The organism is Rhizobium sp. FG113, assembly GCF_057809895.1.
Map to the genome: position 1 here is coordinate 18,220 of NZ_JBMDKV010000024.1, position 25,197 is coordinate 43,416.

Annotated in this window: 25 protein-coding genes; 20 read left to right on the top strand and 5 right to left on the bottom strand. The window is 57.9% G+C overall.

Features of this window, described 5'->3' with window-relative positions; genetic code table 11:
* Positions 1–31: 31 nt before the first annotated feature.
* Positions 32–748: a GntR family transcriptional regulator gene (locus ACODTZ_RS32030; RefSeq protein WP_489030829.1), complete on the bottom strand. Its 717-nt coding sequence runs from the start codon at positions 746–748 to the stop codon at positions 32–34.
* A 225-nt stretch (positions 749–973) separates the two neighbouring features.
* Between ACODTZ_RS32030 and uxuA the strand changes: the two genes are divergently transcribed.
* From uxuA to ACODTZ_RS32070, 8 genes are all read left to right on the top strand, one after another.
* A complete protein-coding gene (uxuA, locus tag ACODTZ_RS32035) occupies positions 974–2,170 on the top strand; it encodes a mannonate dehydratase (protein ID WP_489030915.1) in 1,197 nt (398 codons plus the stop codon).
* A gap of 73 nt (positions 2,171–2,243) precedes the next feature.
* Positions 2,244–3,056, top strand: coding sequence for a transporter substrate-binding domain-containing protein (locus tag ACODTZ_RS32040; protein WP_489030831.1), 813 nt, complete (start codon positions 2,244–2,246; stop codon positions 3,054–3,056).
* 51 nt (positions 3,057–3,107) lie between these two features.
* Positions 3,108–3,776: an amino acid ABC transporter permease gene (locus ACODTZ_RS32045; protein ID WP_489030833.1), complete on the top strand. Its 669-nt coding sequence runs from the start codon at positions 3,108–3,110 to the stop codon at positions 3,774–3,776.
* Positions 3,773–4,429, top strand: coding sequence for an amino acid ABC transporter permease (locus ACODTZ_RS32050; RefSeq protein WP_489030835.1), 657 nt, complete (start codon positions 3,773–3,775; stop codon positions 4,427–4,429). The genes ACODTZ_RS32045 and ACODTZ_RS32050 overlap by 4 nt, the downstream gene beginning before the upstream one ends.
* A 9-nt stretch (positions 4,430–4,438) precedes the next feature.
* Positions 4,439–5,188, top strand: coding sequence for an amino acid ABC transporter ATP-binding protein (locus ACODTZ_RS32055; protein ID WP_489030837.1), 750 nt, complete (start codon positions 4,439–4,441; stop codon positions 5,186–5,188).
* 30 nt (positions 5,189–5,218) lie between these two features.
* Positions 5,219–6,367 carry a fumarylacetoacetate hydrolase family protein gene (locus tag ACODTZ_RS32060; RefSeq protein WP_489030839.1) on the top strand — a complete coding sequence of 383 codons (1,149 nt, stop codon included), beginning with the start codon at positions 5,219–5,221 and terminating at the stop codon, positions 6,365–6,367.
* Between the two features lie 10 nt (positions 6,368–6,377).
* Positions 6,378–7,811, top strand: a complete 1,434-nt coding sequence (locus tag ACODTZ_RS32065; protein WP_489030841.1) for an aldehyde dehydrogenase family protein — start codon at positions 6,378–6,380, stop codon at positions 7,809–7,811.
* Between the two features lie 7 nt (positions 7,812–7,818).
* Entirely contained in the window at positions 7,819–8,589 is a 771-nt protein-coding gene (locus ACODTZ_RS32070; protein WP_489030843.1) for an SDR family NAD(P)-dependent oxidoreductase, read from the top strand.
* Positions 8,590–8,780: 191 nt separating this feature from the next.
* Here the strand turns inward: ACODTZ_RS32070 and ACODTZ_RS32075 are convergent, their stop codons facing one another.
* Complete coding sequence (locus ACODTZ_RS32075; protein WP_489030845.1) at positions 8,781–9,815, bottom strand: Acg family FMN-binding oxidoreductase; 1,035 nt, start codon at positions 9,813–9,815, stop codon at positions 8,781–8,783.
* Between the two features lie 370 nt (positions 9,816–10,185).
* Here ACODTZ_RS32075 and ACODTZ_RS32080 point away from each other — a divergent pair.
* Positions 10,186–11,134 (top strand): IS630 family transposase gene (locus ACODTZ_RS32080; RefSeq protein WP_489030847.1). Its coding sequence is split into 2 segments (ribosomal slippage): positions 10,186–10,521 and positions 10,523–11,134, totalling 948 coding nucleotides; the frame shifts between segments, so codons are not numbered across the junction.
* A 330-nt stretch (positions 11,135–11,464) separates the two neighbouring features.
* Here ACODTZ_RS32080 and copM read toward each other — a convergent pair.
* Together copM and ACODTZ_RS32090 are read right to left on the bottom strand one after the other, a co-directional pair.
* The gene (gene copM, locus ACODTZ_RS32085; protein WP_489030917.1) at positions 11,465–11,779 is read right to left on the bottom strand and encodes a CopM family metallochaperone; all 315 of its coding nucleotides are present in this window, start codon (positions 11,777–11,779) and stop codon (positions 11,465–11,467) included.
* A gap of 106 nt (positions 11,780–11,885) precedes the next feature.
* A complete protein-coding gene (locus tag ACODTZ_RS32090; protein WP_489030849.1) occupies positions 11,886–12,080 on the bottom strand; it encodes a heavy-metal-associated domain-containing protein in 195 nt (64 codons plus the stop codon).
* A 160-nt stretch (positions 12,081–12,240) separates the two neighbouring features.
* Between ACODTZ_RS32090 and ACODTZ_RS32095 the strand changes: the two genes are divergently transcribed.
* The 10 genes from ACODTZ_RS32095 (at position 12,241) to ACODTZ_RS32140 (ending at position 23,037) form a co-directional block, all read left to right on the top strand.
* Complete coding sequence (locus ACODTZ_RS32095; protein ID WP_489030851.1) at positions 12,241–14,742, top strand: heavy metal translocating P-type ATPase; 2,502 nt, start codon at positions 12,241–12,243, stop codon at positions 14,740–14,742.
* Between the two features lie 56 nt (positions 14,743–14,798).
* Positions 14,799–15,248, top strand: a complete 450-nt coding sequence (cueR, locus tag ACODTZ_RS32100; RefSeq protein WP_489030853.1) for a Cu(I)-responsive transcriptional regulator — start codon at positions 14,799–14,801, stop codon at positions 15,246–15,248.
* 815 nt (positions 15,249–16,063) lie between these two features.
* Complete coding sequence (locus ACODTZ_RS32105; RefSeq protein WP_489030855.1) at positions 16,064–16,813, top strand: maleate cis-trans isomerase family protein; 750 nt, start codon at positions 16,064–16,066, stop codon at positions 16,811–16,813.
* A gap of 10 nt (positions 16,814–16,823) precedes the next feature.
* Positions 16,824–17,600 carry an alpha/beta fold hydrolase gene (locus ACODTZ_RS32110; RefSeq protein ID WP_489030857.1) on the top strand — a complete coding sequence of 259 codons (777 nt, stop codon included), beginning with the start codon at positions 16,824–16,826 and terminating at the stop codon, positions 17,598–17,600.
* 16 nt (positions 17,601–17,616) lie between these two features.
* A complete protein-coding gene (locus tag ACODTZ_RS32115) occupies positions 17,617–18,648 on the top strand; it encodes a 2,5-dihydroxypyridine 5,6-dioxygenase NicX family protein (RefSeq protein WP_489030859.1) in 1,032 nt (343 codons plus the stop codon).
* A gap of 69 nt (positions 18,649–18,717) precedes the next feature.
* Entirely contained in the window at positions 18,718–19,338 is a 621-nt protein-coding gene (locus ACODTZ_RS32120; RefSeq protein ID WP_489030861.1) for an isochorismatase family protein, read from the top strand.
* 69 nt (positions 19,339–19,407) lie between these two features.
* Positions 19,408–20,712 (top strand): solute carrier family 23 protein, encoded by a 1,305-nt coding sequence (locus ACODTZ_RS32125; protein WP_489030863.1) that lies wholly within the window; start codon positions 19,408–19,410, stop codon positions 20,710–20,712.
* 77 nt (positions 20,713–20,789) lie between these two features.
* On the top strand, positions 20,790–21,413 hold the full coding sequence (locus ACODTZ_RS32130) for a flavin reductase family protein (protein ID WP_489030864.1): 624 nt from the start codon (positions 20,790–20,792) through the stop codon (positions 21,411–21,413).
* A 117-nt stretch (positions 21,414–21,530) separates the two neighbouring features.
* Positions 21,531–22,469 (top strand): XdhC family protein, encoded by a 939-nt coding sequence (locus tag ACODTZ_RS32135; RefSeq protein ID WP_489030866.1) that lies wholly within the window; start codon positions 21,531–21,533, stop codon positions 22,467–22,469.
* The gene (locus ACODTZ_RS32140; protein ID WP_489030918.1) at positions 22,453–23,037 is read left to right on the top strand and encodes a nucleotidyltransferase family protein; all 585 of its coding nucleotides are present in this window, start codon (positions 22,453–22,455) and stop codon (positions 23,035–23,037) included. Before ACODTZ_RS32135 ends, ACODTZ_RS32140 begins: the two co-directional genes overlap by 17 nt.
* A 7-nt stretch (positions 23,038–23,044) precedes the next feature.
* On the opposite strand, the gene ACODTZ_RS32145 is transcribed toward ACODTZ_RS32140, so the two are convergent.
* Positions 23,045–23,557: a MarR family winged helix-turn-helix transcriptional regulator gene (locus tag ACODTZ_RS32145; RefSeq protein ID WP_489030868.1), complete on the bottom strand. Its 513-nt coding sequence runs from the start codon at positions 23,555–23,557 to the stop codon at positions 23,045–23,047.
* 463 nt (positions 23,558–24,020) lie between these two features.
* Between ACODTZ_RS32145 and ACODTZ_RS32150 the strand changes: the two genes are divergently transcribed.
* Entirely contained in the window at positions 24,021–25,106 is a 1,086-nt protein-coding gene (locus tag ACODTZ_RS32150) for a TRAP transporter substrate-binding protein (protein ID WP_489030870.1), read from the top strand.
* Positions 25,107–25,197: the final 91 nt, after the last annotated feature.

Here is a 25,197-nt window from a genome sequence, read left to right on the forward strand (position 1 = left end):
ATGGATGGCAGAAGAGGCTATCGGCTCCATGTTATTGCGGCGACGGATGCCGGTTGGATTTACGCTTCGGCAGCTTCGTCGTGGCGTGACTTCGCAAACCCAAGCTCTCAATGACCTTGAAGATCTCCCGCAGATGCAGTCGAAGAGCCGCTTCGGCGCCAGGTACATCCCCTTTGATGATAGCGTCGACCACATCTGCGTGCTGTTCGATCAGCCGCGGAATCTGCTCGAGCATCGGCAGGCTCAGGTGCCGGATGCGGTCCAGATGGGCCTTTTGCTGACGAATGATCTGGCCAACACCGATACGGCCAGAGATGGAAGCGAACAGCGCATGGAGATCCTCGTCCAGCTCATAGAAAAGTGCCGCATCGCCGTTGGCCCAGGCCCTTCGCTGGCGCTCTATGCATAACTGGAGCTCATCGCGCCCCCTGTTGTCGATAGCCTCGATGATATCTGGCACGAGACCGCACTCCAGGTGCTGCCTCACGAACTGTGCCTGCTCGGCTGCCTCAAGACTGATCGGCGCAACAAAACTCCCGAATTGAGGGTAGACCGTCACCAGCCCCTCATCAGCCAACTGGTTCAATGCACGCCGCAACGGCGTGCGGCTCACACCAAGCTCCTCCTGAAGCGTAGGTTCCGAGATCTGACTTTCGGGCGACATTTGTCCTTCAACGATACGCTTTTTCAGCACGTCGTAAACTTGAGTCGACAAATGGCCTTGACTAGTGCGGGTAACTTCGTTCATGTTTCTTTTAGAACACTAAAGTTCTAGTGTGTCAAGAGGAATATACGCTTATCGCGTTGAGCAGGAGGAGCTCTGCGGAGGAAATAAATCAGGAAAAACAATGACCTGTGAAAGCGACGCTGCGGATTCGCCTACCGCGTCGCGAACAGGAACGATTTCTTATGCGCTGTCACCGCTGATCAAGTGGCTGTGGCACCCGAAATTCATAGCACGAAGGAATGTATCGTGGAACAAACATGGCGTTGGTTCGGGCCGGAAGATCCGACACAACTTTCCCACATCAAGCAGACTGGGGCGAGCGGTATTGTGACCTCGCTTCATCATATCCGATACGGCGACGTCTGGTCGGTCGAGGAGATCCAGAAGCGGATAGGTGAGATTGAAGCCGACGGGTCACTTCTCTTGAGGTGGAGGATCGTAGAAAGCCTCCAGGTTCCCGAAGCCATCAAGCTCGGAGACGGCGACCTAGAGCCTCTTTTCGAAAACTACCGCCAATCGCTGCGGAACCTCGCCAGATGCGGCGTCAAGATCGTGTGCTACAATTTCATGCCCGTACTTGACTGGATGAGAACACAGCATGGGCATCCGCTCGTCGGCGGGGGGCGTGCCCTTCGCTTCAATGCCCATGAATACGCCGCCTTCGATTGCTTCATTCTCGGTCGAGCCGGCGCAGAAGCTGAGCAGAGGCCCGATGTCCTTGAGCGGGCCAAGCAGTGGATGCAAGAGACAACCCAGGCCGAAAAAGACAAGCTCTTTGCCAATATAATGGCGGGATTGCCGGGAGCCTTCGAACGGTATGACCTCGATACGTTGCGCGGCATTCTGGACCGCTTCAAGGATGTGTCGAAATCCGACCTCCGAGCCAACTTGAAGCGATTTCTCGAAGCGGTCATTCCGACCGCTGAAGAGGTTGGCATTCAGATGTGTATCCATCCGGACGATCCGCCCCGTACGCTTCTCGGGCTGCCTCGAATTGTCTGCAACGCCGACGACGTAGATTTTATTCTTTCCGCTGTACCATCCCCGGCAAATGGCCTCACGTTCTGCACCGGTTCGTTCGGCGCAAATCCCGAGAACAATCTACCTGAAATGGCCAAGCGTTTCGCCAGCCACATTCGTTTCGCACATCTGCGCAATGTCACCAACTATCCGGATGGCTCATTCATGGAAGCCGATCATCTCGGCGGCGACGTCGACATGGTGGCGGTGGTGACTGCTCTGCTCGAGGAACAGAAGCGACGCAAGACGGCAGGTGACGAAAACTGGCGGATACCGTTCCGTCCGGATCATGGGCACGAATTGCTCGATGACGTCGGCAAGCCGACGCATCCGGGATATCCGGCAATCGGCCGGATGCGAGGGCTCGCCGAAGTGCGTGGCGTGATCATCGCAGTCGCGCAGATTCACGGCCTCCCTGCCTGATAGATTTCGAGCCAGGTTCATGCGGCGCCTGGCGAGTTGTAAAGCCGCAATCAACCCGTGGAGGAGAGTATCAATGAGGTTTTTATCGCGCCTTTCGGCGGTAATTGGTGTCGCGCTGACAATGGCTGTGGGAACTGTTGCACCAGCGCACAGTCAAAGCAGTTCAATTTTGAATGACGTTATAAACCGTGGCACGTTGAGGATCGCCATCATCGGCGGCTTGCCCCCTTACAGCCGCATGAATGCAAGTGGCCAGCCAGAAGGGTACGATATCGAGATTGGTAAGAGAATTGCCGAATCTCTGAAAGTGAAGCCTGAATTCATCGTCACGGACATTCCGGGGCGCGTAACGTCATTGCAAACCAGGAAGGTCGACCTCACGATTGCAACCTTCACCAGGACGGTTGAGCGTTCGTTGACCATCGGCTTCTCCGACCCCTATGTCGTTACCGGCCTGCAGCTCCTGGTCAAAGCGGATGCGGAATTCAAGGCAACTGCAGACCTGAACAAGTCTGGCATCCGCATCGGGATGACCCGCGGGGGAACGGCTGAGAAAGTTCTTCCGACATTCGCTCCGGAAGCCGAACTTGTGCGCTTCAACAGCACTGCTGATGAAATGTCTGCGCTGCTCTCCGGACAGATCGACGCGATGTCGGAAGATGTCCTGTTCAACAAGCAGGCAGAGATCGAGCGGCCCGGCCAGTTCCGGGCGATGCCAGAGCTCATGAACCGCGCCGAAATTGCCATCGGCTTTCCTGCCGGCGATGCCGATTGGGCACGGGTGATCAACCTGTGGCTCGAGCAATTCAATTCCAGCGGCGAGAACAGCAAACTCTTCGAGCACTGGTTCGGATATCCCCTGCCACCAATTCAAGCCAAATTCTAACGCCAAGCTCGGAAAGGGGGGCGCGCTGGCAACGCGCCTCAACCCCATCACATGGATTACAATTTCACCCTACGAACCATCTATCCATACCTGGGAGATTTGCCGGCCGCAGTCGGAAACACGCTGCTCCTCTCGGCTTTGGCTATCCTGATCAGCATGGCCTTGGGCGCTTTCGGAGCCATGGGCCGTATCAGCAAAAGCAGAGCGATACGCTTCGCGGCGACAGCATATGTGGAGTTTTTTCGGAACGTGCCGCTGCTTGTCGTTCTGTACATCGTCTATTTCGCCGCCCCCAGCGTCGGCTTCCGCATGAGTTCGTTCACGTCCGCGCTCCTCGCACTGACCCTTAACAGCGCGGCATATATGACAGAAATCCTGCGAGCCGGGCTCATCGCCGTGCACAAGGGGCAGTTCGAGGCCGCCAATGCGCAAGGTTTTTCGACCTGGCAGATGTATCGCCACGTCGTTCTGCCGCAGGTGTTCAAGACCGCATATGCGCCCTTGGGCAACCAGTTCATTAATGTCGTGCTCGGCTCGGCTTTGGCCTCGGTCGTCGCGTTCAATGACGTCACGGCATGGATGCAGAACACCGGCTCGTCTTCCTACCGTTTCTTCGAGAGCTTCGCGGTAGCGGCCGTGATCTATCTGATCTTGTGTCAGCTTATCAATCTCACCCGCATTTTCACTGGTCGTCTGCTCTTCAAGGAGGTGCGTAGATGAGTCTCGATGTATCGAGCTATGCAGGGCTCCTTCTTTCTGCAGCGGGTACAACTATCTGGCTGAGCTGGCTCGCCCTGCTTCTTGGAGCACTTGGAGGAGCCGTCTTCGGTCTCCTTAGGACTTCGCATTGGGGCGCCATCCGCTGGTTTGCGATCTTGTACATTGAGGTATTCCGGTCGCTACCGATCATCATTGTGATGTTCTTCTGCTATTTTGGAGCTCCCCTGGTTTTCAAGGTGGATCTCTCAACGTTCGCATCCGCAACTGTCGCGTTGGCATTCTCCGCAAGCGCAATGATGGCGGAAGTCGTGCGGGCCGGGATAGAAAGCGTCCACAAGGGACAATGGGAAGCCTCCCGCGCGTCCGGAATGAATTATGGCCAGATTCTGCGTTTCGTCATCGGGCCACAGGCCATCCGTGTCATTCTCCCGCCCTCCGTTGGCGTCTATATCGCAACCCTCAAGGAATCCTCGCTTGCCGCGATCATCGGATATGTAGAGCTGACAAAAACAGGTCTGCTTATGCGTGAATCCCTGAACGGCAGCTTCACGCCACTTCTGGCAGTGGCCGTGCTCTATTTCCTCATCAACTATGTGATTTCGCTTGGCGGGGGTGCACTTGAGCGCCGCTTCGAAATCAAAACCCAGCACTAGGAGGCTCCCATGCAGCCCACATCGACTTCACCTATCGTCGACATGACCGGCATTGTAAAAAGGTACGGCGACAGGACAATTCTGGACGGGGTGGACATCTCAATCAACCCTGGAGAGATCGTCTGCTTTATCGGGCCCAGCGGAACGGGCAAATCGACCCTGCTTCGCTGCGTCAACGGCCTTGAAGACATTCAGGGTGGAGAAATCCGCTTTCAGGGTGAGAAGGTGGAAGCGCACTCCAGGCGGATCAAGGATGTTCGCAAGCGCATCGGCATGATCTTCCAGCACTTCAACCTGTATCCGCATCTCACTGCGCTGGAAAACGTCATGCTCGCACCCACGGTGGTGATGAAGGAAGACAAAAAGATTGTCGAAGAACGGGCTCGAGCCCTTTTTGACAAGGTCCGGCTTAGCCATCGCGTGGACGCCTATCCCGGCCAGTTGTCAGGTGGCGAGCAGCAGCGCGTCGCTATCGCCCGCGCCCTATGTGTGAACCCATCGCTCCTGATGTTTGATGAGCCGACATCCGCCCTCGATCCTGAAACCGTCGGCGATGTTCTCGCAGCAATGCGTGCTCTTGCCGAAGAGGGTCGGACAATGTTGGTGGTCACCCATGAAATCCGGTTTGCCGCCGACGTCGGTACACGGATGGTTTTCATGGACGGTGGCAAGATCGTCGAGCAGGGACCACCAAAGGACTTGATCGCCAATCCCCAGACGGAGCGCGCGGCACGCTTCCTCAGTTCCATTCGCCACTGATTGCGAAACCCAAGGGTAGGACTGGAAATCATGACTACGTTTGAAATTTTTGATACCGGCACTTTCGTAGGACGCGTGTGGCGCCCGGACGCACAGGGCCCCTCCGTGATCACCGTGCGGGAGGGGGGCGTCTATGACATCACATCGGCCGATATGCCGACGATGCGCGATCTACTCGAACAAGACGATCCGGCCGCCATCGCCCGAGCAGCCAATGGCGAACGGGTCGGCACAGTTGAGGCGCTTCTTGCAGCGAGTGCTGATCCCACAATTCTGCACTTGTTGGCACCAATCGATCTCCAGTCCATCAAGGCATGTGGGGTCACTTTTGCCCGATCAATGATCGAGCGTGTTATCGAGGAGCGCGCCGCCGGTGACCCCGATATCGCAGCCAAAATAAGGGAAAAGGTAGTTGCCATCATCGGTAACAGCCTTCGGGATTTGAAAGCTGGCTCTGCTGAGGCCGCTAAAGTCAAAGCGGCCTTGATTGAGGAAGGCGTGTGGTCCCAGTATCTTGAAGTCGGGATCGGCCCCGATGCAGAAGTCTTCTCGAAGTCGCAGGTGCTTTCCGCTGTCGGCTACGGCGCGGATGTCGGGCTTCATCCGGTATCCCGGTGGAGCAATCCGGAGCCCGAGATCGTGCTGGCGTTGGACAGCCGCGGAAGAGTGAAGGGAGCGACGCTCGGCAACGACGTCAATCTGCGCGACGTCGAAGGGCGTTCGGCGCTTCTCCTTGGAAAAGCGAAGGACAACAACGCATCTTGCGCGATCGGCCCGTTCATTCGCCTGTTTGATCACACCTATTCGATCGACCATGTTCGCAACGCCAATCTTGACCTCACAGTTGAGGGCAAAGACGGATATGTGCTTCATGGAAGAAGCTCGATGAAAGAAATCAGCCGCGATCCACTCGATCTCGTTTCCCAAACGATCGGTCGCCACCATCAGTACCCCGATGGACTCGTCCTCTTCATGGGCACACTATTTGCCCCGGTTGATGACCGCGACATCGCAGGACAGGGCTTTACCCACAAGATTGGCGACATTGTCACCATTTCGAACGAGCACCTCGGTTCGCTGAAAAACCGCGTTCTGCTCTCGACAGAGTGCCCGCCTTGGGAATTCGGCATCTCCCATCTCATGCGCAATCTTGCGCGACGCAATCTTCTGGTCAGTTGAGAGGGCACAAATGACAATTCACCTGAACCTGATCGCCGGCGAATGGGTCGGCAGCGACGGTGTCGAGAACATCAATCCCTCGAACACGAAGGACGTGGTCGGCCTCTACGCTTCGGCTGGTGCTGCCGATGTGACGACGGCCATCGCTGCGGCGAAGGCGGCCTTTCCGGCATGGTCGCGCTCCGGCATTCTGGAGCGCCATGCGATCCTGAAGAAGACGGGCGACGAGATCCTCGCGCGCAAGGACGAACTCGGCAGGCTGCTCGCCCGTGAGGAGGGCAAGACCCTGCCGGAGGCGATCGGCGAGACGATCCGCGCGGCGCAGATCTTCGATTTCTTTGCCGGTGAGGCGCTGCGGCTGGCGGGCGAAGTTCTGCCGTCGGTGCGGCCGAACATCGGTGTCGAGATCTCCCGCGAACCGCTTGGCGTCATCGGTATCATCACGCCGTGGAATTTCCCGATCGCCATCCCGGCCTGGAAGATCGCGCCGGCGCTCTGCTACGGCAACACCGTCGTGTTCAAGCCGGCGGAACTCGTGCCCGGCTGCGCATGGGCGATCGTCGACATCCTGCACCGCGCGGGCCTGCCGAAGGGCGTGCTTAATCTCGTCATGGGCAAGGGCTCCGTGGTCGGTCAGGCGATGCTCGACAGCCCGGATCTCGCCGGCATCACCTTTACCGGTTCGACCGGGACCGGCAAGCGCGTCGCGCTTTCGTCCGTGGAGCATAATCGCAAGTTCCAGCTCGAGATGGGCGGCAAGAACCCGATGGTGGTGCTTGACGACGCCGATCTGATGGTCGCGGTCGAGGCGGCCGCCAATTCCGGCTTTTTCTCCACCGGCCAACGCTGCACGGCATCGTCGCGTCTGATCGTCACCGAAGGTATCCACGACCGGTTCGTCGCGGCGCTGACGGAGAAGCTCAAGACACTGGTGGTCGACGACGCGCTGAAGGCCGGCACACATATCGGACCGGTGGTCGACGAGCGCCAGCTGAAGACCGACACCAACTATATCGGCATCGGCAAGGCGGAAGGCGCAAACGTCGCATTCGGCGGCGAGACGATCTCGCGCGGTACGCCCGGCTTCTTCCTGCAGCCGACGCTGTTTACCGAAGCGACCAACCAGATGCGGATTTCCCGCGAGGAGATTTTCGGCCCGGTGGTGTCCGTCATCCGCGTCAAGGATTACGAGGAGGCGCTCGCCGTCGCCAACGATACGCCGTTCGGGCTTTCGGCGGGCATCGCCACAACGAGCCTCAAGCATGCAATGCACTTCAAGCGCAACTCCGAAGCCGGCATGGTGATGGTCAACCTGCCGACGGCGGGCGTCGATTTCCATGTGCCGTTCGGCGGGCGCAAAGCGTCTTCCTTTGGTGCGCGCGAGCAGGGCAGCTATGCGTCGGAATTTTTTACAACAGTGAAGACCGCCTACACGCTGGCTTAGGATGGATATGTCAAAATTTCCGAGTTTTCGTCTGGATGGGCGGGTCGCCGTCGTGACGGGTGCCGGTGGCGGGCTCGGCAGACACATTGCCTTGGGATTGGCGCATGCGGGCGCCGATCTAGTGCTGGTCGGACGGGATCAGTCCAGGCTCGAAGGGGTCGCAAGGGAAGTGCGTGGCTTTGCTCGCCGGGCCTTGTCGTTGACAGCTGACGTCACGAAGACCGACGACATCAACGCTGTTGTCAAGGCGGTAGAGGAAGAGTTTTCGAGGATAGATATACTCGCGAACAATGCAGGGACGAATATTCAGCAATCTGTTCTTGAGGTTACGCCGGACGCGTGGGATGCAGTTTTCGGACTCAATACGAGAGGCGCGTTTTTCATGGCTCAGGCCGTGGCACGAAGCATGATCACGAAAGGCATTGCCGGTCGTATCATCAACATGTCTTCACAAATGGCCGAGGTCGGTTTTTTCAAGCGATCGGCCTATTGTGCCAGCAAATCGGCCGTCGTCGGGTTCTCTCGAGCGATGGCTGTCGAGCTGGCCCATTCGGGCATCCGCGTGAACGCAATTGGTCCAACCTATATCGAAAGTCCTCTTGCGTCGAAGATGTTTGAGGATCCCGATATTGCCGCCGAAGCGCTTCGTAGAATTCCAATTGGTCGCTTAGGAAGGCCAGAAGAAGTTGCTGCGGCCATCGTTTTCCTTGCTTCAGATGCCGCCGACCTCATTACAGGCCATCATCTACTGACCGACGGAGGCTGGACCGCTTGGTAGGCGATGAGGCGACAAAGCAAGCGTGTTCATGGCGTTCGGGCGGGATGACTTGCCGGTGACATTCGAGACTGTGGCATTCAGGACGCCCTCGATCTCAAGTACCTCGCAGTGTGTAGCAGCCGAAGACTTGCGCCGTAGACTGGGAACCGCGAGCTTTCTTTGAGCGAAGAGATTTGAGCCGACCGGCCGCACTAGGCCAGAACCGCCCCGACGGGCCGCCGTTGCGAGAACGGCAGATCTGCTCCATACCCGAAGCGCATCACGATGTCGGGCCGCGTGCCCGACTCGCCCACCGCGGCCGCCAATTCTGGCCTCAACCGCGCGACTTCCACTGGCTGGTTGACGAAGGCATGTTTGAGACCGAGCTGTGTGGCAGCGAGTGCGAAGCGCTGGCATGCCCGCCCCACGGTGATCCAGTGCGGCTTGTCCTCGTGCTCCGCGAGAAAGACGGCGATGCCAGCAGAGCTATCAATCTGCTGGGCGTACTTGTCGTTCTCGGCCTTTGCGGCAAAGAACGTGTCGAAGGCGAGCCTGCCGAGCAAGGTAGGTAGAATTGGATTGCCAGTCGAGGCTGAGAAAAGGCCGTCGCCGGCTTCCAGAGCCGAACGCGGATTGAATCGCAGCCAACGTTTCAGTTCCGCCATGAAGGCCGGATCGCGCAACTGGGCATCGTTGCCGGCGACGACGAGGTCGCGTACCTGATCGATGTGTGATCGTTCAGTCAGCAGAACAAGCCGGACGCCCGGAACTTCGGCGGCTTTCCGCAAGGTCTCGATGTCTCCGACGGGAACGGACCGGCCGTCAAAGTTGGCCCGTGTCGATTGCCTGCGCTGAATGGCGTCGAACAGCGGATCCGGTCTTCCAGCACCTTCAGAATAGACAAAGCGAACACCGTCTTGCGGACCTGTCTGCAACTCGCCCTGGCGACCGGTCGCTGTCGCCGCGATCGCAAGGTTCTCCGCGGCGCAGCCGAGGCTGACGAAGATATGATGATCGTCGGGATCGACCACGGGCGTCGCGCGCGCGTGATCGGGGAGAATGTCGATAGCGCCGTCTTTCGCGATGAACCGCCAGGGCTGTGTATTATGGCCGTTGGCCGCGAGTGTCGCGTAGCGGATCAGGTCTACAATCGATGGATCAGCTGACAATGGAGCGCGCAAACCGCCAACGTGTGCGTTGTAGGCTGACAATGAGCCAACCGACGAACGCCATGCAAAAGCGCCCAATCCGCCGAGCAGGAGCGCACTACCTGCGCCGACCAGGAAGCCGCGTCTTCCCATGTTCGTCTCCGTTTTGCTCCGAAACTAGCAGAAGAAGGATGAGGCGCATTGACATCAATCAAGGAGCTCGATGCGGGCTTGTCTCGATTATATTTGGAGACAGCCAAGATGTTTGGGTCTTGGCGGCGCCGCAAACCGGCGTACAGCCCTTGGACAGCGAAAGCAGGGAGTTGATCCTACTGTCGATCGGGCACAACGCGACCGAGGAAGTCGGGGATTGGGCTAGAGCGTTTCCTGGTATTTCTGAATCGTCTCGGATTCCCAAATCACCTGTGTTCTGATTCACTGATGCTGGCTGGATGGAGGCCAGCATCCTATGACTGCACCGATATCGAATGATCTTCGTGAGCGTGTTGTTGCGGCTGTTTTGAGCGGCGAGAGTGTGCGTGCCGTGGCTGCACGCTTCGAGGTGGCCGCGTCCTCAGTGGTGAAGTGGTCTCAGCGCCATCGCCTGAGGGGATCGGTTCGGCCAGACAAGATGGGTGGTTATCGCAAGCGCATTCTGGAGCCACATCGTGACTTCATTGTCGAACGGCTCACTCAAAATCCGCATCTGACGCTGCACGGACTGAAGGACGAGCTCGCCTCGCGAGGCCTCGCCGTCTCCCATAATACGATTTGGAAGTTCATCCGCAGCGAAGGTCTGCGCTTCAAAAAAAACGCTGTTCGCCCTTGAACAGGCTCGTGCCGATGTTGCCCGCAGAAGAGAGCGATGGAAGACCCTGCAGCAGCACCTCGATCCTGGGCGACTGGTGTTTATTGACGAGACCTGGATCAAGACCAACATGACGCCGATCAGAGGCTGGGGACCAAAAGGCAAGCGTCTGCGAGCGTTTGCGCCACATGGCCACTGGCGCACGCTGACATTCCTGGGTGCCTTGAGGAACAATCGGCTGACAGCGCCCTGTGTCTTCGACGGGCCAATCAATGGCGAATGCTTTCGCGCTTATGTCGAACAGCAGTTGGTGCCGGTGCTCAAGCCAGGCGACATCGTCGTCATGGATAATCTCGGCAGCCACAAGTCGGCGACAATCCGCCAACTGATCAAGGCCGCAGGTGCACGGCTGTGGTTCCTGCCACCCTATTCCCCAGACCTCAATCCGATCGAGCAGGCCTTCTCGAAGATAAAGCATTGGATGCGCAATGCACAAAAGCGCACAATCGACGATACCTGGCGCCATATCGGCAAACTGGTCGAAACAATCCAACCCGACGAATGCGCCAACTATCTGACAAATGCAGGATATGGTTCCGTAAAAAGGTGAAACACTCTAGTGATCTCGTCGACGTGGGTCTCCAGCACGAAACGTCCGGCCTACAGCGATGCACCTCGGCACTCGAAATGCTCGCGCTTGTGATCTTCGGCGCCAGGAGGAAAGGAAGCCGGATTGGCGGCTGTACCTACCGCACATACTTCATCTGCGTCGCGTTGGGCCTGGCAATTGCAGAGCCTGCAAGGTTTGTCAGAAAGGTTCACCGGTGCATCGACCGTATTCCTTTATATTGCTGACGAGTTGCCCGCGACGCGGTCGCTCGGGCCCGTCCCTAATTTCGGTCTTCGCGAACGCAGCTCTTCGGAGCTGCGTTCGCGGATGTCATTTGCCATTTTCAGCGAGCCATTTCTTCATCATAGCGATCTCACCTTCCTGAGCCTTGATCACCTCTTCGGCGAGGGTGCGGACTATCGGGTCCTTGCCATATTGCAGCGCCACTCTCGCCATGTCGATTGCGCCCTGGTGATGCGGTATCATGCCCCGCATGAAGTCGACATCCACATTACCGCTGTAGGCGATCATCATCGCCTTATGCATGCGGTCGTTGGCTTCGCCGAACGCTTTCGTGGAGGGACTGGCCGCCATCGATGTCGATTGGCCGGACATAGTCATTCCCGACATGTCGTGGCCCTGCATGGGGTCGCTCTTGTTCAACTGGCTCTGCGCAATTGCAAGCCCCGCACTGATGGCGATGGCACCGGCGATGAAGATCGGAGTAAGCTTGCTCATAATCCGCTCCCGATCAGCTCGTCACGGCGGGATAGCCCGCTTCTGCGAGAACCTGCAAGATAGAGTCTTCACCTGCGGTCGATACGACCTTTACCCGACGACCCGCGGGATTGGCCTCAACCTTGGCATTTGGATCGACCGACTGGATCGCCTTGGTGACGGACCCAGCGCAGCCGCCACAGGTCATGTTTTCGATTCTGAGCTCCATGAAACATCTCCTTGTTTTTGATCTTACTTCACTCAAGGTGGGGCTTCCAACGATGGGAAGGTCAAGTGACATCGAACGAAAAAATTGCTATTGACCTTCCCATCGTTGGAAGCCGAATCCTCCGCTCGAACTCAGATTTGGACTAAAAAAGGAGGCGGCTATGAATGCCCCTATTCGAGCAACAAACACGTCCACTGCGATATCAATACCCATCGAGGGGATGACCTGCGCGTCCTGTGTCGGTCGTGTCGAAAGAGCCTTGAGGACAGTTCCAGGCGTCGAGACTGCATCCGTCAATCTAGCCACCGAGCGGGCCAACGTTACGGCCAGCGCGGCCATCGACCGCACTGTACTCATCGCAACCATCGAAAATGTGGGCTACTCCGTACCTGCAAGCTTCGTTGCGGCCTCCGATCCCATTGAACTCTCGGTGGAGGGCATGACATGTGCCTCCTGTGTTGGCCGCGTCGAACGTGCCCTGATGGCCGTGCCCGGTGTTACACAGGCGGTCGTCAACCTGGCGACCGAACGGGCGACAGTTAACGGATCCGCGAATGCAGCACCCCTGATCACGGCGATCGAAGATGTCGGCTATGACGCAAGGGTAATCGGGGCCGTAGCGGACCGGAGCGAAAGCGAAGATGCCGAGCGCACCGAGAAGAAGGAAATCGAACGCCGAGAGCTCACCCGCAATTTCACCGTCGCTGCGGTGTTGACCGCGCCGGTGTTCCTCATGGAGATGGGCGCTCACTTCCTCCCTGGAGTGCATGGCCTCATCGAAGCTTCGATCGGCATGCAATGGAGCTGGTATATCCAGTTCGCGCTGACGACGCTCGTCCTCTTCGCTCCCGGCATCCGCTTCTACGACAAAGGGCTCCCGGCGCTCTGGCGCCTCGCACCCGACATGAACTCGTTGGTCGCCGTCGGCTCGCTTGCGGCCTATGGCTATTCGCTGGTTGCGACCTTCGCGCCCGGCCTCCTGCCGCCCGGCACGGTCAACGTCTATTACGAGGCTGCGGCCGTCATCGTAACGCTCATCCTGCTCGGCCGTCTGTTGGAGGCCCGCGCCAAGGGGCGAACGTCCGAGGCGATCAAACGCCTGGTCGGCCTTCAGGCCAAAACGGCGCGCGTTCGTCGCGACGGCAAGGCTGTTGATCTGCCGGTCGGCTCGGTCGTTGCCGGCGACATTGTCGAAGTCCGCCCCGGCGAGCGGGTTCCGGTCGACGGCGAGCTGGTCGAAGGGGAAAGTTATGTCGATGAATCGATGATAACAGGCGAACCTATCCCGGTGTCCAAGAGGGCCGGCAGCGCGCTGGTCGGTGGCACGATCAACCAGAAGGGCGCCTTCGCATTTCGCGCGACCGCTGTCGGCGGCAATACAGTGCTCGCGCAGATCATCCGCATGGTCGAGCAGGCACAGGGCTCGAAGCTGCCGATCCAGGCCATGGTCGATAAGGTGACGATGTGGTTTGTTCCGACGGTCTTTGCCGTGGCCGCGCTGACGTTTGCAGGCTGGCTCTATTTCGGGCCGTCGCCCGCTCTCACATTCGCGTTAATCAACGCCGTGGCGGTCCTAATCATCGCCTGCCCATGCGCCATGGGCCTTGCGACCCCCACCTCGATCATGGTTGGCACGGGCCGTGGTGCGGAGCTCGGCGTGCTGTTCCGCAAGGGGGAAGCCCTGCAGCTGCTGAAGGACGCCAAAGTCGTCGCCCTGGACAAGACCGGCACCCTGACTGAAGGCAAGCCGATGCTGACCGATCTCGAACTGGCAGCCGGTTTCGACCGGACAAGCGTCTTAGGTCTGGTTGCGGCCGTCGAATCCAAGTCGGAACATCCGATCGCGCGCGCGATCGTGGAGGCGGCGGCTTTGGAAGGTGTGGCGCTCCAACCCGTGTCCGACTTCATGTCGGTGACGGGCTTCGGCGTCAAGGCTATGGCCGGCGGCAAGCATATCGAAATCGGTGCGGACCGCTATATGATCGAGCTTGGGCATGATGTCACCATGTTCTCCGCGGTTGCCCAGCGCCTGGGCAACGAGGGCAAATCTCCACTTTACGCCGCGATCGGCGGCACTCTCGCGGCAATTATTGCCGTGGCGGATCCGATCAAGGCCACGACGCCCGCAGCGATCAAGGCGATGCACGATCTCGGCCTGAAAGTAGCGATGATCACCGGCGATAATGCCCGCACCGCCAGGGCCATCGCGATGCGATTGGGCATCGACGAAGTCGTGGCGGAAGTCCTGCCGGACGGAAAGGTCGAGGCGGTCCGCCGCCTCAAGGGGCAGTTTGGCAAGATCGCCTTCGTCGGCGATGGCATCAACGACGCGCCGGCGCTCGCCGAGGCCGATGTCGGTCTCGCCATCAGCACAGGCACGGATATCGCCATCGAGGCAGCCGATGTCGTGCTCATGTCGGGCAGCCTCCAGGGCGTGCCGAACGCCATTGCCCTGTCCAAGGCAACGATCGGCAATATCCGCCAGAACCTGTTCTGGGCCTTCGCGTACAATACGGCGCTGATCCCCGTTGCGGCTGGCGTGCTTTACCCGAGCTTGGGCATCCTGCTCTCACCGGTCTTTGCAGCAGGTGCCATGGCCCTGTCCAGCGTCTTCGTGCTTGGCAATGCGCTTCGGCTCCGCCGCTTCAAGATCGACAACTAGCAAGTGGACGCAGCCGGTCTTTCACGAGCCGGCTGCCTTGTATCAGGAGAAGTTTCATGAATATCGGACAGGCAGCAAAAGCATCGGGCGTTTCGGCCAAGATGATCCGCTACTACGAAGAAACCGGCCTTATTCCGGCCGCTGGCAGGACGGCATCGGGCTATCGCGACTATTCGGAGACCGAGGTGCACATGCTGCGTTTCATCCGTCGGGCGCGCGATCTCGGCTTCGCAGGCGCTGAAATTGGCGAGCTTTTGGAGCTCTGGCGCGACGAAACCCGCCAGAGCGCCGAGGTCAAGCGTCTCGCGCAGGGCCATATCGAAGCGCTGAAGAAGAAGATCGCCGATCTGCAGGATATGGAACATACCCTTACCATGCTGGTTAATTCCTGCCAGGGCGACAATCGCCCCCATTGTCCGATCCTACAGCGGCTCGAGGCTAACCAGGACGATGACGACGTGTCGATCCGGCCCCGCGCTGGTGCCGTTGACCGCTCGCTTCGGTAGCCACCATTGGTCGACGGCCCCATTTTACCCATTAGGCGCCTCGAGCAAAGAGGGTTAATGTACGGGAGGATAGTCGAGCGCTCGACATTATTGGAGGTAATTTCGATTCTGCCGCCCGGTAGGGAACGCTCTAAGGCTTCACTCCGGATGGAAACGGCCGTCGGCCTCGAAAAGATTATCACGTTCCTGCTCGAGGACGAGCTCATCAGTCTCGGAGTGATCTGTTCCAAGGTCAATGACTGGTGTGTTTACACCGTTGTCGATCGCCGGCCGGAGCCCGGCCCCCTAAGCTGAGGCTGCCGAAGCGTTCGTCGCCACCCTGAGCCAGACACGGCGCGGGTTGCCTGAACCGCAATCCATCATCATGGGCTGCCACCGATCATGGTCGGCCGTAGCACCCACGGAGGTTTGACAGCATTTTCACGTCGCTTGCCTGACGGTGAGGGAAGGCGATGATTGCATCTGTCGCACTGATCGCGGACCGCCGCAGATGATCCTGCCGTCGAGATCCGAATGAACCTTGACACTTCTTTCACGCACCTTCTACGTCGGGCATATTTCCTCCATTGCCGCCCGTCTGGCGAGCGTCTTGACACCTATCAAAATCGATCCCGGAAACGCACAAGACGACGCCTTCAACAGGCACGAGACCTAAGATCGGTCTTGACATATGTTCCGCATACTGAGTAAAACGTCAGCATACGGAATATTTAAGAGGCCATGCGGTTTCGTCGACTGAACCCCGTTTTGAGACGGACGGATGGCCATTGTCGCAATGTGAGTTGAAGCAGAGTTCAATCTGCCTAGGAGGAACCTTGAAACAGTATCGGATTGGTCAAATCGTACCGAGTTCCAACGTCACTATGGAGACGGAGATCCCGGCTCTGTTGAGACTACGCGAATCGATCGCTCCCGAACGCTTCACGTTCCATTCTGCCCGCATGCGCATGAAGCACGTCACTAAGGAAGAGCTTCAGAAGATGGATGCGGACAGCGACCGCTGCGCGCTCGAACTGTCCGACGCAAAGGTCGATGTCATGGGCTACGCGTGCCTCGTCGCAATCATGTCCATGGGAAAAGGGTATCACTGCGTGTCGGGCCCGCGGCTGGCGAAGGTTGCAGCGGACAATGGTGGAGCCGCTCCGGTCGTGACGTCCGCCGGCGCACTGATCGAAGGCGTGCGGGCCATCGGCGCCATGAAGATCGCCCTCGTTGCGCCTTACATGAAACCGCTTACGGAACTCGTGGTTGACTACATCCGCAATGAAGGCATTGAGGTCAGCGACTACATTGCGCTCGAGATCCAGGACAATCTTGCCGTTGCGGCACATGACCCGATGAGACTCCCCGAGATCGTGAAATCTCTCAAGACCGACGATGTCGATGCAGTTGTCCTGTCGGCCTGCGTCCAGATGCCTTCTCTGCCCGCTGTACCAATGGCGGAAGCAATTACGGGCAAGCCAGTTCTGACAGCGGCAATTGCCACAACTTGGCAAATGCTGAAGTCGCTGGATCTCGACACGCGGATCCCGGGCGGCGGCGCACTACTGTCTGGCGCGTACTGAGGATCGTGTTATGGGAACAGGTTACAACGTTCACGCCAATGGCATCCGTCAGCACCTGATTCATTACAAAGGACCGGGACCGCGGCTCCTCCTCATTCCTGGAATCACATCCCCGGCAATCACATGGGGTTTCGTGGCCCAGCGCCTCGCCGAAGCGTTCGACGTCCATGTCCTCGATGTACGGGGGCGGGGCCTGAGTGAAACGGGTGATCTTGACTATACGCTCGATGCGTTGGCCGCAGATGCCTTGGCATTGGCAGAAGTCCTGGAGCAACCCATTGTCATGGGCCATTCGATGGGCGCCCGAGTGGCGATCCGTGCTGCGGCCACCGTCCAGGACGCCTTCAAGGGCCTCATTCTCGTCGATCCGCCGGTCTCTGGGCCGAACCGGCGGCCATATCCCTCAGCCTGGCGCTGGTATGGGGACTCCATCAAGATGGCCGTGCGAGGCTGCTCGGCGGACGACATGCGAGCCTATTGCCCGACCTGGACAGAAGAACAACTCGCTTTGCGCGCCGAGTGGCTGCACACCTGCCATTGGGGCGCGATCCGAACCGCGTACGACGGATTCCATACGGACGACATCCACGCGGACATTCCGAAAATCACGACACCGACGCGTCTGGTGATTGCGGGCGCTGCACCGGTGATCGGAGCGGAAGACGAAACAGAGCTGCGTGCTTTGCTCCCTTCGATGGATGTACGCACGGTCGAGGGCGCCGGTCACATGATCCCGTGGGATGACCTCAATGGCTTCCTCGCGGCAGTTATGGATTTCAAGGTGTAACAAAGAGGAGAACAACATGGATCATGCAAGCTTCACCGAGATTTGCCTTCATCAGCTCAAGATGTCCGGCGTTCGAAAAGATGAGCGTTTGATCGTCCTGACACAGGGCAATGAGCGCCTCGACTATGCCGACGCCTTCATGGCCGCCGGACGGATGCTTGGGGCCAATATGTATCATATGCGCCTTCCGGCCCCCCCGATCGTGGGTGAATGGGCCGTCGGTCAAACCGGCCTGGCAACGATGCCTGACGCAGTTGAAGCTCTCAAGAATTGCGACATGCTCATCGACTGCATCTTCCTTCTGTTCTCGCCGGAGCAATTCGCAATTCAGGCTGCAGGCACGCGTATCCTCACCGCAGTCGAGCCGCCGGAGCTGCTTGCTCGCATGCTGCCAACGCAGGAAATCAAGGAAAAGGTCACGATCGCGGGCGAATTGCTGTCGAAGGCAAAAGTTATGCGTATCACCTCTCCACAAGGAACGGACGTTACCTATAAGCTCAACACCTATCCTGCCGTAACCGAGTATGCGTGCACCGACGAGCCTGGCCGATGGGATCATTGGCCGTCGGGCTTCGTCTTCACCGGCGGCGACGACGATGGGGTGGACGGCACGATCGTGGTTTCTCCAGGCGATATCCTTTTGCCGCAGAATATTTATGTTCGTGATCCCATTATCTACACGATCGAGAAGGGCTGGATTACCGACATCCGCGGCGGCCTTGATGCCGAATTGGTCAAGAGCTACATGGCTGCCTTCAACGATGAGCGCGGCAAGGGAATGAGCCATGTCGGCTGGGGCATGAACCCGCATGCCAAATGGCATAATTTCGTACCCGGCGCCTTCCCCGGCGGCATGGGTATGGAGCCGCGAGCCTTCTACGGCAACGTCATGTTCTCAACTGGCCCGAACAACGAACTCGGCGGCCCGAACGATACCGCATGCCATCTCGATATTCCGATGCGGGGTTGCTCGCTGTTTCTCGATGATGAAGCTGTGGTGATCGACGGCGACATTGTGATCAAGGAAATCGCGATGGAGCGCGTCTGACAGCGGCGTATCGATCAGTTTCCCCAACTCCCCGCGCTTCGGTGCGGGGTCTTTTTATCAAGGTGAGCCATGTCGCAAGAGCAAACTTACAAGGACGCGGGATTTGGCGCGGCTGTCCCTCGCGGAAAAAAACCGGCAGTCGTGGTCGTCGACTTCAGCTACGGCTTTACAGACCAACAATATCCCACGGCCTCAGATGCGACCCACCAGATTGCGGCAACGAAGGCGATCTGTGACCGGGCGAGGAGCAAGGGATATCCGGTCATTTTCACGACGATTGCCTATCATCCGGGGGAGATCGATAAGCTTCCCTGGCTAAAGAAAGCGACCGGTATGCGGGCGCTTGTCGAAGGTAGCAGACTAGTCGAGATCGACGCCGCGACCGGGATTCAGCCCGAGGATGCAATCGTGACAAAGAAGGGCGCTTCCTCTTTCTTCGGATCGACCCTTGCGTCGTTGCTGACCGGCTCCGGCAGCGACACCCTTATCGTCTGTGGCGCAACGACGTCTGGCTGCGTACGGGCAACGGTCGTTGACGCCGTCCAAGCGGGCTTCAATGTCCTGGTGCCGGCTGATTGCTGCGCCGACCGTGCTCAAGGTCCGCATGACGCGAACCTTTACGACATGAATCAGAAATATGCCGACGTGACTGGCAGTAAAGACGTGCTCGACTGGCTTGAGGGCCTTTGAAGACCAGCCACAATCGAGAATGAAATACTGGGAATAATAAAAAAACAAAGTGGTAGAGGGTGAACTACAATGACTTACTTTCCCCGGTGGCCTCTTTCAAAGGGAGAGGTTGTCCTTCCGGACGAGCGCCTGCCATTTCGTGTAGCCGCCCCGATGGGAGTTCAGCATCTCGTTGCCATGTCTGGCTCGACGATCCTTGGGCCTTTGCTGATGGGGTTCGACCCGAACCTCGCAATCCTGTTTTCAGGGATCGGCACGCTAATTTTCTTCGTGTTGACTGCGGGCAGAGTGCCGTCTTACCTCGGCTCGTCGTTTTCCTTCATTGCCGTCGTTATCGCGGTAACCGGATATGCGGGCAGTGGTCCGAACCTGAATATCGGACCTGCACTGGGCGGTATCATTGCGGCCGGGGCGCTGTACGTTCTCATCGGTTTTGCGGTGGTGTTCACGGGCACGGGCTGGATCGAAAAGCTGATGCCTCCGGCGGTAACGGGCGCCATAGGAGCTGCGATCGGCCTCAATCTGGCTCCTGTAGGCGTCCAGGGCATCCAGGGGACCGGCGTTCATACGCTCGTCGCGATCATAACGCTGCTTGCCGTGTCGATCGTTTCAACTTACGGGCCGCTTGCAACAAGACGCATCTCGATCCTCATCGGAATTGTCGTGGGGTACATTGCGGTCCTGTCGCTTGGTAATGGTATGGGGCTTTTACCTCCTGTCGACTTCTCCGAGGTCAGGCAGGCGGCATGGTTTGGCATGCCTGAATTCAGAACTCCCGAGTTCAAGATGTCGGCAATGGTTCTGATCGCGCCAGTAGCGCTCATTCTGGTGGCGGAAAATCTCGGGCATATCAAAGCCATTGGGGGAATGACCGGACAGAACATGGACCGCTTCATCGGACGCGGTTTTATTGGTGACGGCATTGCAACCATGGTTGCCGGATCGGGCGGTGGAACCGGTGTGACCACTTATGTCGAAAACATGGGTGTGATGGCTGTCACGCGGGTCTTCTCAACCCTGGTCTTTGTCATTGCTGCGCTTGTGGCGATTGCCCTTGGTTTCTCTCCCAAATTCGGGGCGTTGCTACGCACGATTCCCGCACCGGTTCTCGGTGGCTTGGCGGTCGCGGTGTTCGGGCTTATTGCCGCTGCGATGATCCGACTTTGGGTCGACAATCGCGTGGACTTTTCCGATCCGCGCAATTTGTTCACTGTCGGCATCACCTTGGTGTTCGGTTCAGGAAATTTCTCGATGAGCTTCGGCGGTTTTGCGATCGGTGGTATCGGCACAGCAACGCTGGCCGCGCTGATTGTCTACCAGCTCTTGAGCATCGGCCGTGCTCCCGAAAAAAGCCCAGCGGTTCATGCCCACTGAGACTTCATTCCCGGGCCTTTCGAAGGCCGGGATCCTCAGGTCGAGATATGTAGACGTTGCCAGTAGGGAATTCTGCAATGTTTTATTTGACCAAAGACGGCTCTGGCCTTCAGCGTGATCCATTCGCTGCGATCGTTTCACCAAGACCGATTGCTTGGATTTCGACCCGTGGTCTGGATGGCAGAACGAATCTTGCGCCATATTCATTTTTTAATGCAGTAGCGTATTCGCCACCGCAAATCGTTGTTTCTTCGGTTGGGAAAAAAGCCGACCGCGCCAATGGCAAAGACAGCTACAGTCACATCACGGAAACCGGTGTATTCTGTGTCAACATCGCAGGATATGGTGATCGAGAGGCAGTCAATCTCTCGTCGGCCTCTTACGGTGCTGACCAGAGCGAAATTGATGCGTTGGGTTTGCCGACCGCTGAATGTATCAGCATCAGCTGTCCGCGGCTTGAGCAGGCACCCGCATCCCTCGAGTGCCGCCTTAGCCAAACCATCCAACTTGATGGTGACAGCAACTATCTGATGGTCGCGCGTATCGAAGGAGTACATCTTCGCGACGATTGCTTGACCCCGGATGGGCAGCTTGACGTCTTGCAGTATCATCCGCTCACGCGGCTTGGATATGAAGATTTCGCTGCCATTACCGAGCTGTTTCAGCTCAACCGTCCTTCAACTGCGCAACGAAGCCGTTGAGGGCAGGCATATACCGATCGGTCCAGTATTGCCGGGATATTGGGTGGGAAGGACTTGCAATCCAGGAGAGAAGCGAAGGGCTGAAGTGATCAGGCCTGTCAATTAAGTCGAGGTCGCATGATTAACAACGCAAAGGTGAGTTATTCACAGAACCCGATGGTTCGGGACGACGTCGTAATTTGCGAAAGCGAATTCCCGATTGCCGCGGGATTTGGGATGGAGTCGATGTGCCTTGCCGTTATTACGGATGTGGTCGGCGCTTCGTACCGCCCTCTTGGCGCAACTATGGTTATTACCGCTGACGGACATCACAGAGGCACTCTCTCATCAGGCTGTATCGAGGCCGATGTCGTCTTGCATGCGAAGGAGGCCATACGCACCAAAACGTCCAAGCGATTGCGATATGGCCGCGGATCTCCGTTTATCGATATGCAGCTCCCCTGTGGTGGTGGGCTTGAGATTACTTTGGTGCCGGCACCCAGTCAGGCAGTCCTGAACGAGGTCGCCGCAAGGCTTGCGCAGCGGGATCCGATATCGATTGCAATTGACACCAGTGGCCAGCTAAGCATCGGCCATGACGACACTGGCTTCAATCTGCGTATTCTGCCCGTCGTACGCTTGATCGTTGCAGGCAAGGGACCAGAGGCGAGAACCGTTTACGAGATGGCTCGTGCCACGGGTCTTGAGGCTGAACTTTGGTCCCCCGACGAAGAAACACTGGAGGGAGTTCCGCACGGAGTCATGATTTCCTATCAGAGGATACCCGCCAACGCAGCGTTCGACTTCCGAACAGCCGTAGCGCTTTTTTTTCATGATCACGATTGGGAGCCACCCATTCTGGCTCGAGCATTGGACAGTCCTGCATTCTTCGTAGGCGCTCAGGGCAGCGCCCGGGCACGGGACTCGAGGAATACCGAGTTACGCCGCATGGGTGTGCCGGAAGATCACATTGGTCGTCTCGAAAAACCCTTCGGCCTGATCGCGCGCGCACGTGATCCAAGAACGCTGGCTGTTGGGGTATTGGCACAGGTGCTTGATCGTGCACGGCTCGGTTGACCACAAGACCGCTGCAGTGGTGTTGGCAGCAGGTCTATCGAAACGATTTGGCTCCGATGACAAGTTGCTGGCCGATCTCGATGGTCAACCGCTCGTCGGTCATGTTTTCGGAACTTTATGTAACCCGACCCTCGATCTGGATTGGAGACTGGCCGTGGTTTCCAACGAGAGTACAGCTGCGCTTGCGCGTCATCATGGCTTCAAGCCGATCTTTGTCTCGCCTGGATGTGAGCAGTCGCAGAGCCTGGCGGCGGGTATAGCGGCGCTACCGCCGGACTGCACACGCACGCTGTTGCTGCTCGGAGACATGCCCTTCATCGAAGTCGGCAGCCTTCGAGATATTCTTGCAAAGGGAGCGCCTGCCTGCGCCTGCTATGGACAGGTCGTCCTTCCGCCTGCGCTTTTCCCCGCGCAATGGAACTCGGCCCTTACCGGAATTTCGGGCAACAAGGGCGCATCTGCCCTCCTGCGGCAGATCCCGGAGGAGAGCAGAGTGAAGCTACGACAACACGAGTTGCGTGATATCGATACGACGGGTGATCTCGCCGATGCCCGCCAGAATAGATGACCTGCCGTTAGACACGAGAAAGTTTGCTACGCCCGAGTTCGTCATTCTCTTGAACAAGCTCTGCCAGAAGGGAAACGAAAAGCTCTTGCTTTTCCGGAGACAAGGGGCTGAGCATCCTTTGCGAGGCGCTGCTCATCCCGTCGTACAACTGCTCGGTCAAAGCGGCTCCAGGTTCGGTTATAAATACCCGGCGCGCCCGCCTGTCTCGCTGATCGATTTCCCGGCGCACGAGTTCCTTCATCTCAAGCCGGCGAACAACATCGGCGGTCGTCGTTCGATCAAGCCCAAGCTCAGATCCGATTTCCGTCTGATCAATTCCAGGTCGAAGCATCACTGCGGTCAATACGCCGTATTGGACCGGGGTAATGTTCTCATGGCCACATTCTTCGAAGAACAACGCGTAGTGTATCTGGTTGAGGCGCCGGATCAGATATCCGGGCCGTTCAAAAAGAACCTCCTTCGCGGAGTTTTCGCCTTCGTTACTTCGGCGTTTAGCGCGACGCATCGCGGGGGAGGACATCAAGGCAAGGCTCCTATTCAAATTACTGCACCCGTTACAGAACAGGTCCAACTCAATCAATCGGGCGACGCAAGGCGCTCCCTTTGTCAAAGGTCACCTCGCCATCACTCTCTCTGGAGAGAGCCGATGAAGGCAAGGTAGACGGTTACGGACAACGGCTATGCCTGCCTTTGCACCGCAGTATCTCTTCTCTTATGGTAGCACGCGCAGCTCAGTGCAACATGCCTAGTTTATAATCATTGTGTCCCCACTGAAGCTTCTTTTGCGTCGCGGCCGTCTCCGTTTCAGATCGCCCCCATTTTTCAACCGTCACACGCAGCTGAGCAAACTACCACATCAACTCGGGCTTGACAAAATAATCAGCATACGGAAGAGTTAGTCAGTATGCGGAGGTTTATATAAGAACCCGGCTGCCATGTCCTTGATGGGCATCAACGATAAAACCATAAAGAGGAGTGAACGTATGGAACGGAGAAATTTTCTCAGGAATGTTGGTGGATTGGGTGCGGTGGGAGTTTTGGCAGCACCTTCACTTGTCAAGGCACAGGAAGTGGTGCGTTGGCGCATGTCGACCTCATGGTCGACCAATCTCGACGTGCTATTCGGTTCTGCCCAGGCCCTGTGCAGCCGCGTCGAGGAGCTTTCGGGCGGAAAATTCGTAATCCGTGCTTTTCCTGCCGGTGAGATCGTGCCTCCGCCGCAGAACTTCGATTCCGTCGCCAACGGATCGGTAGAATGCTGCCATACGCTGAGCTCGTTTCACATTGGCAAGGACCCGGCGTTTGCGTTTGACGCTGGCATGTCGTTCGGGCTGAATGCGAGACAGCAGGCTGCGTGGTTGATCCAGGGGGGAGGCGACGAGCTTCTCCGTGCGCTCTATGCGGAACATGGTCTTGTCAACTTCAACGTCGGAAATACCGGCGTCCAAATGGGGGGCTGGTTCCGGAACCAGATCCGTTCCGTATCCGATCTTAAAGGCATGACGATGCGTATCGGCGGGATCGGTGGCATGGTGCTGGCCAAGCTCGGCGTTATTGCTCAACAGGTCGCACCTGCGGATATCTATCCGTCTCTTGAGCGTGGCGCGCTTGATGCTGCCGAGTGGATCGGTCCGCACGACGACTACCGCCTCGGTCTTCATCGCGTAGCCCCCTACTACTACTCGCCCGGCTGGTGGGAAGGCAGCGCTGCGATCACTTGCATGGTTAACGACGCGGCGTGGAAAAAGCTCACGCCTGATCTCCAGGCCGCATTCAGGGCCGCTTGCGACGAGCAGGCGCGAACGATGCTCGCGCGATATGATGGCCTCAACCCTGAGGCTCTTCGCAAGTTGATTGCTGAGGGAGCCAAGGTGTCTTACTTCCCACGCGACCTCATGGAGGCCGCCTACAAGGCATCGCAGGAGCTTTGGCAGGAGCTGTCGACCAAGAGCCCGCAATTCGCGAAAATATATCCGCAGTGGAAAGAGTTCCAGGTGAACTCGGTCAATTGGTTCCGTGTTGCTGAAAGCGCCCTCGACGGCTTCACCAGCAACGCTCTCAAGCAATAAAGCCAACGACTTCCGCAATCGGATTTGACTACCTGGCGCTGCTGCGTGCACCGCGCCGGGTAGCTCGTCCCGGGTTTGCCGAAGCACAGCC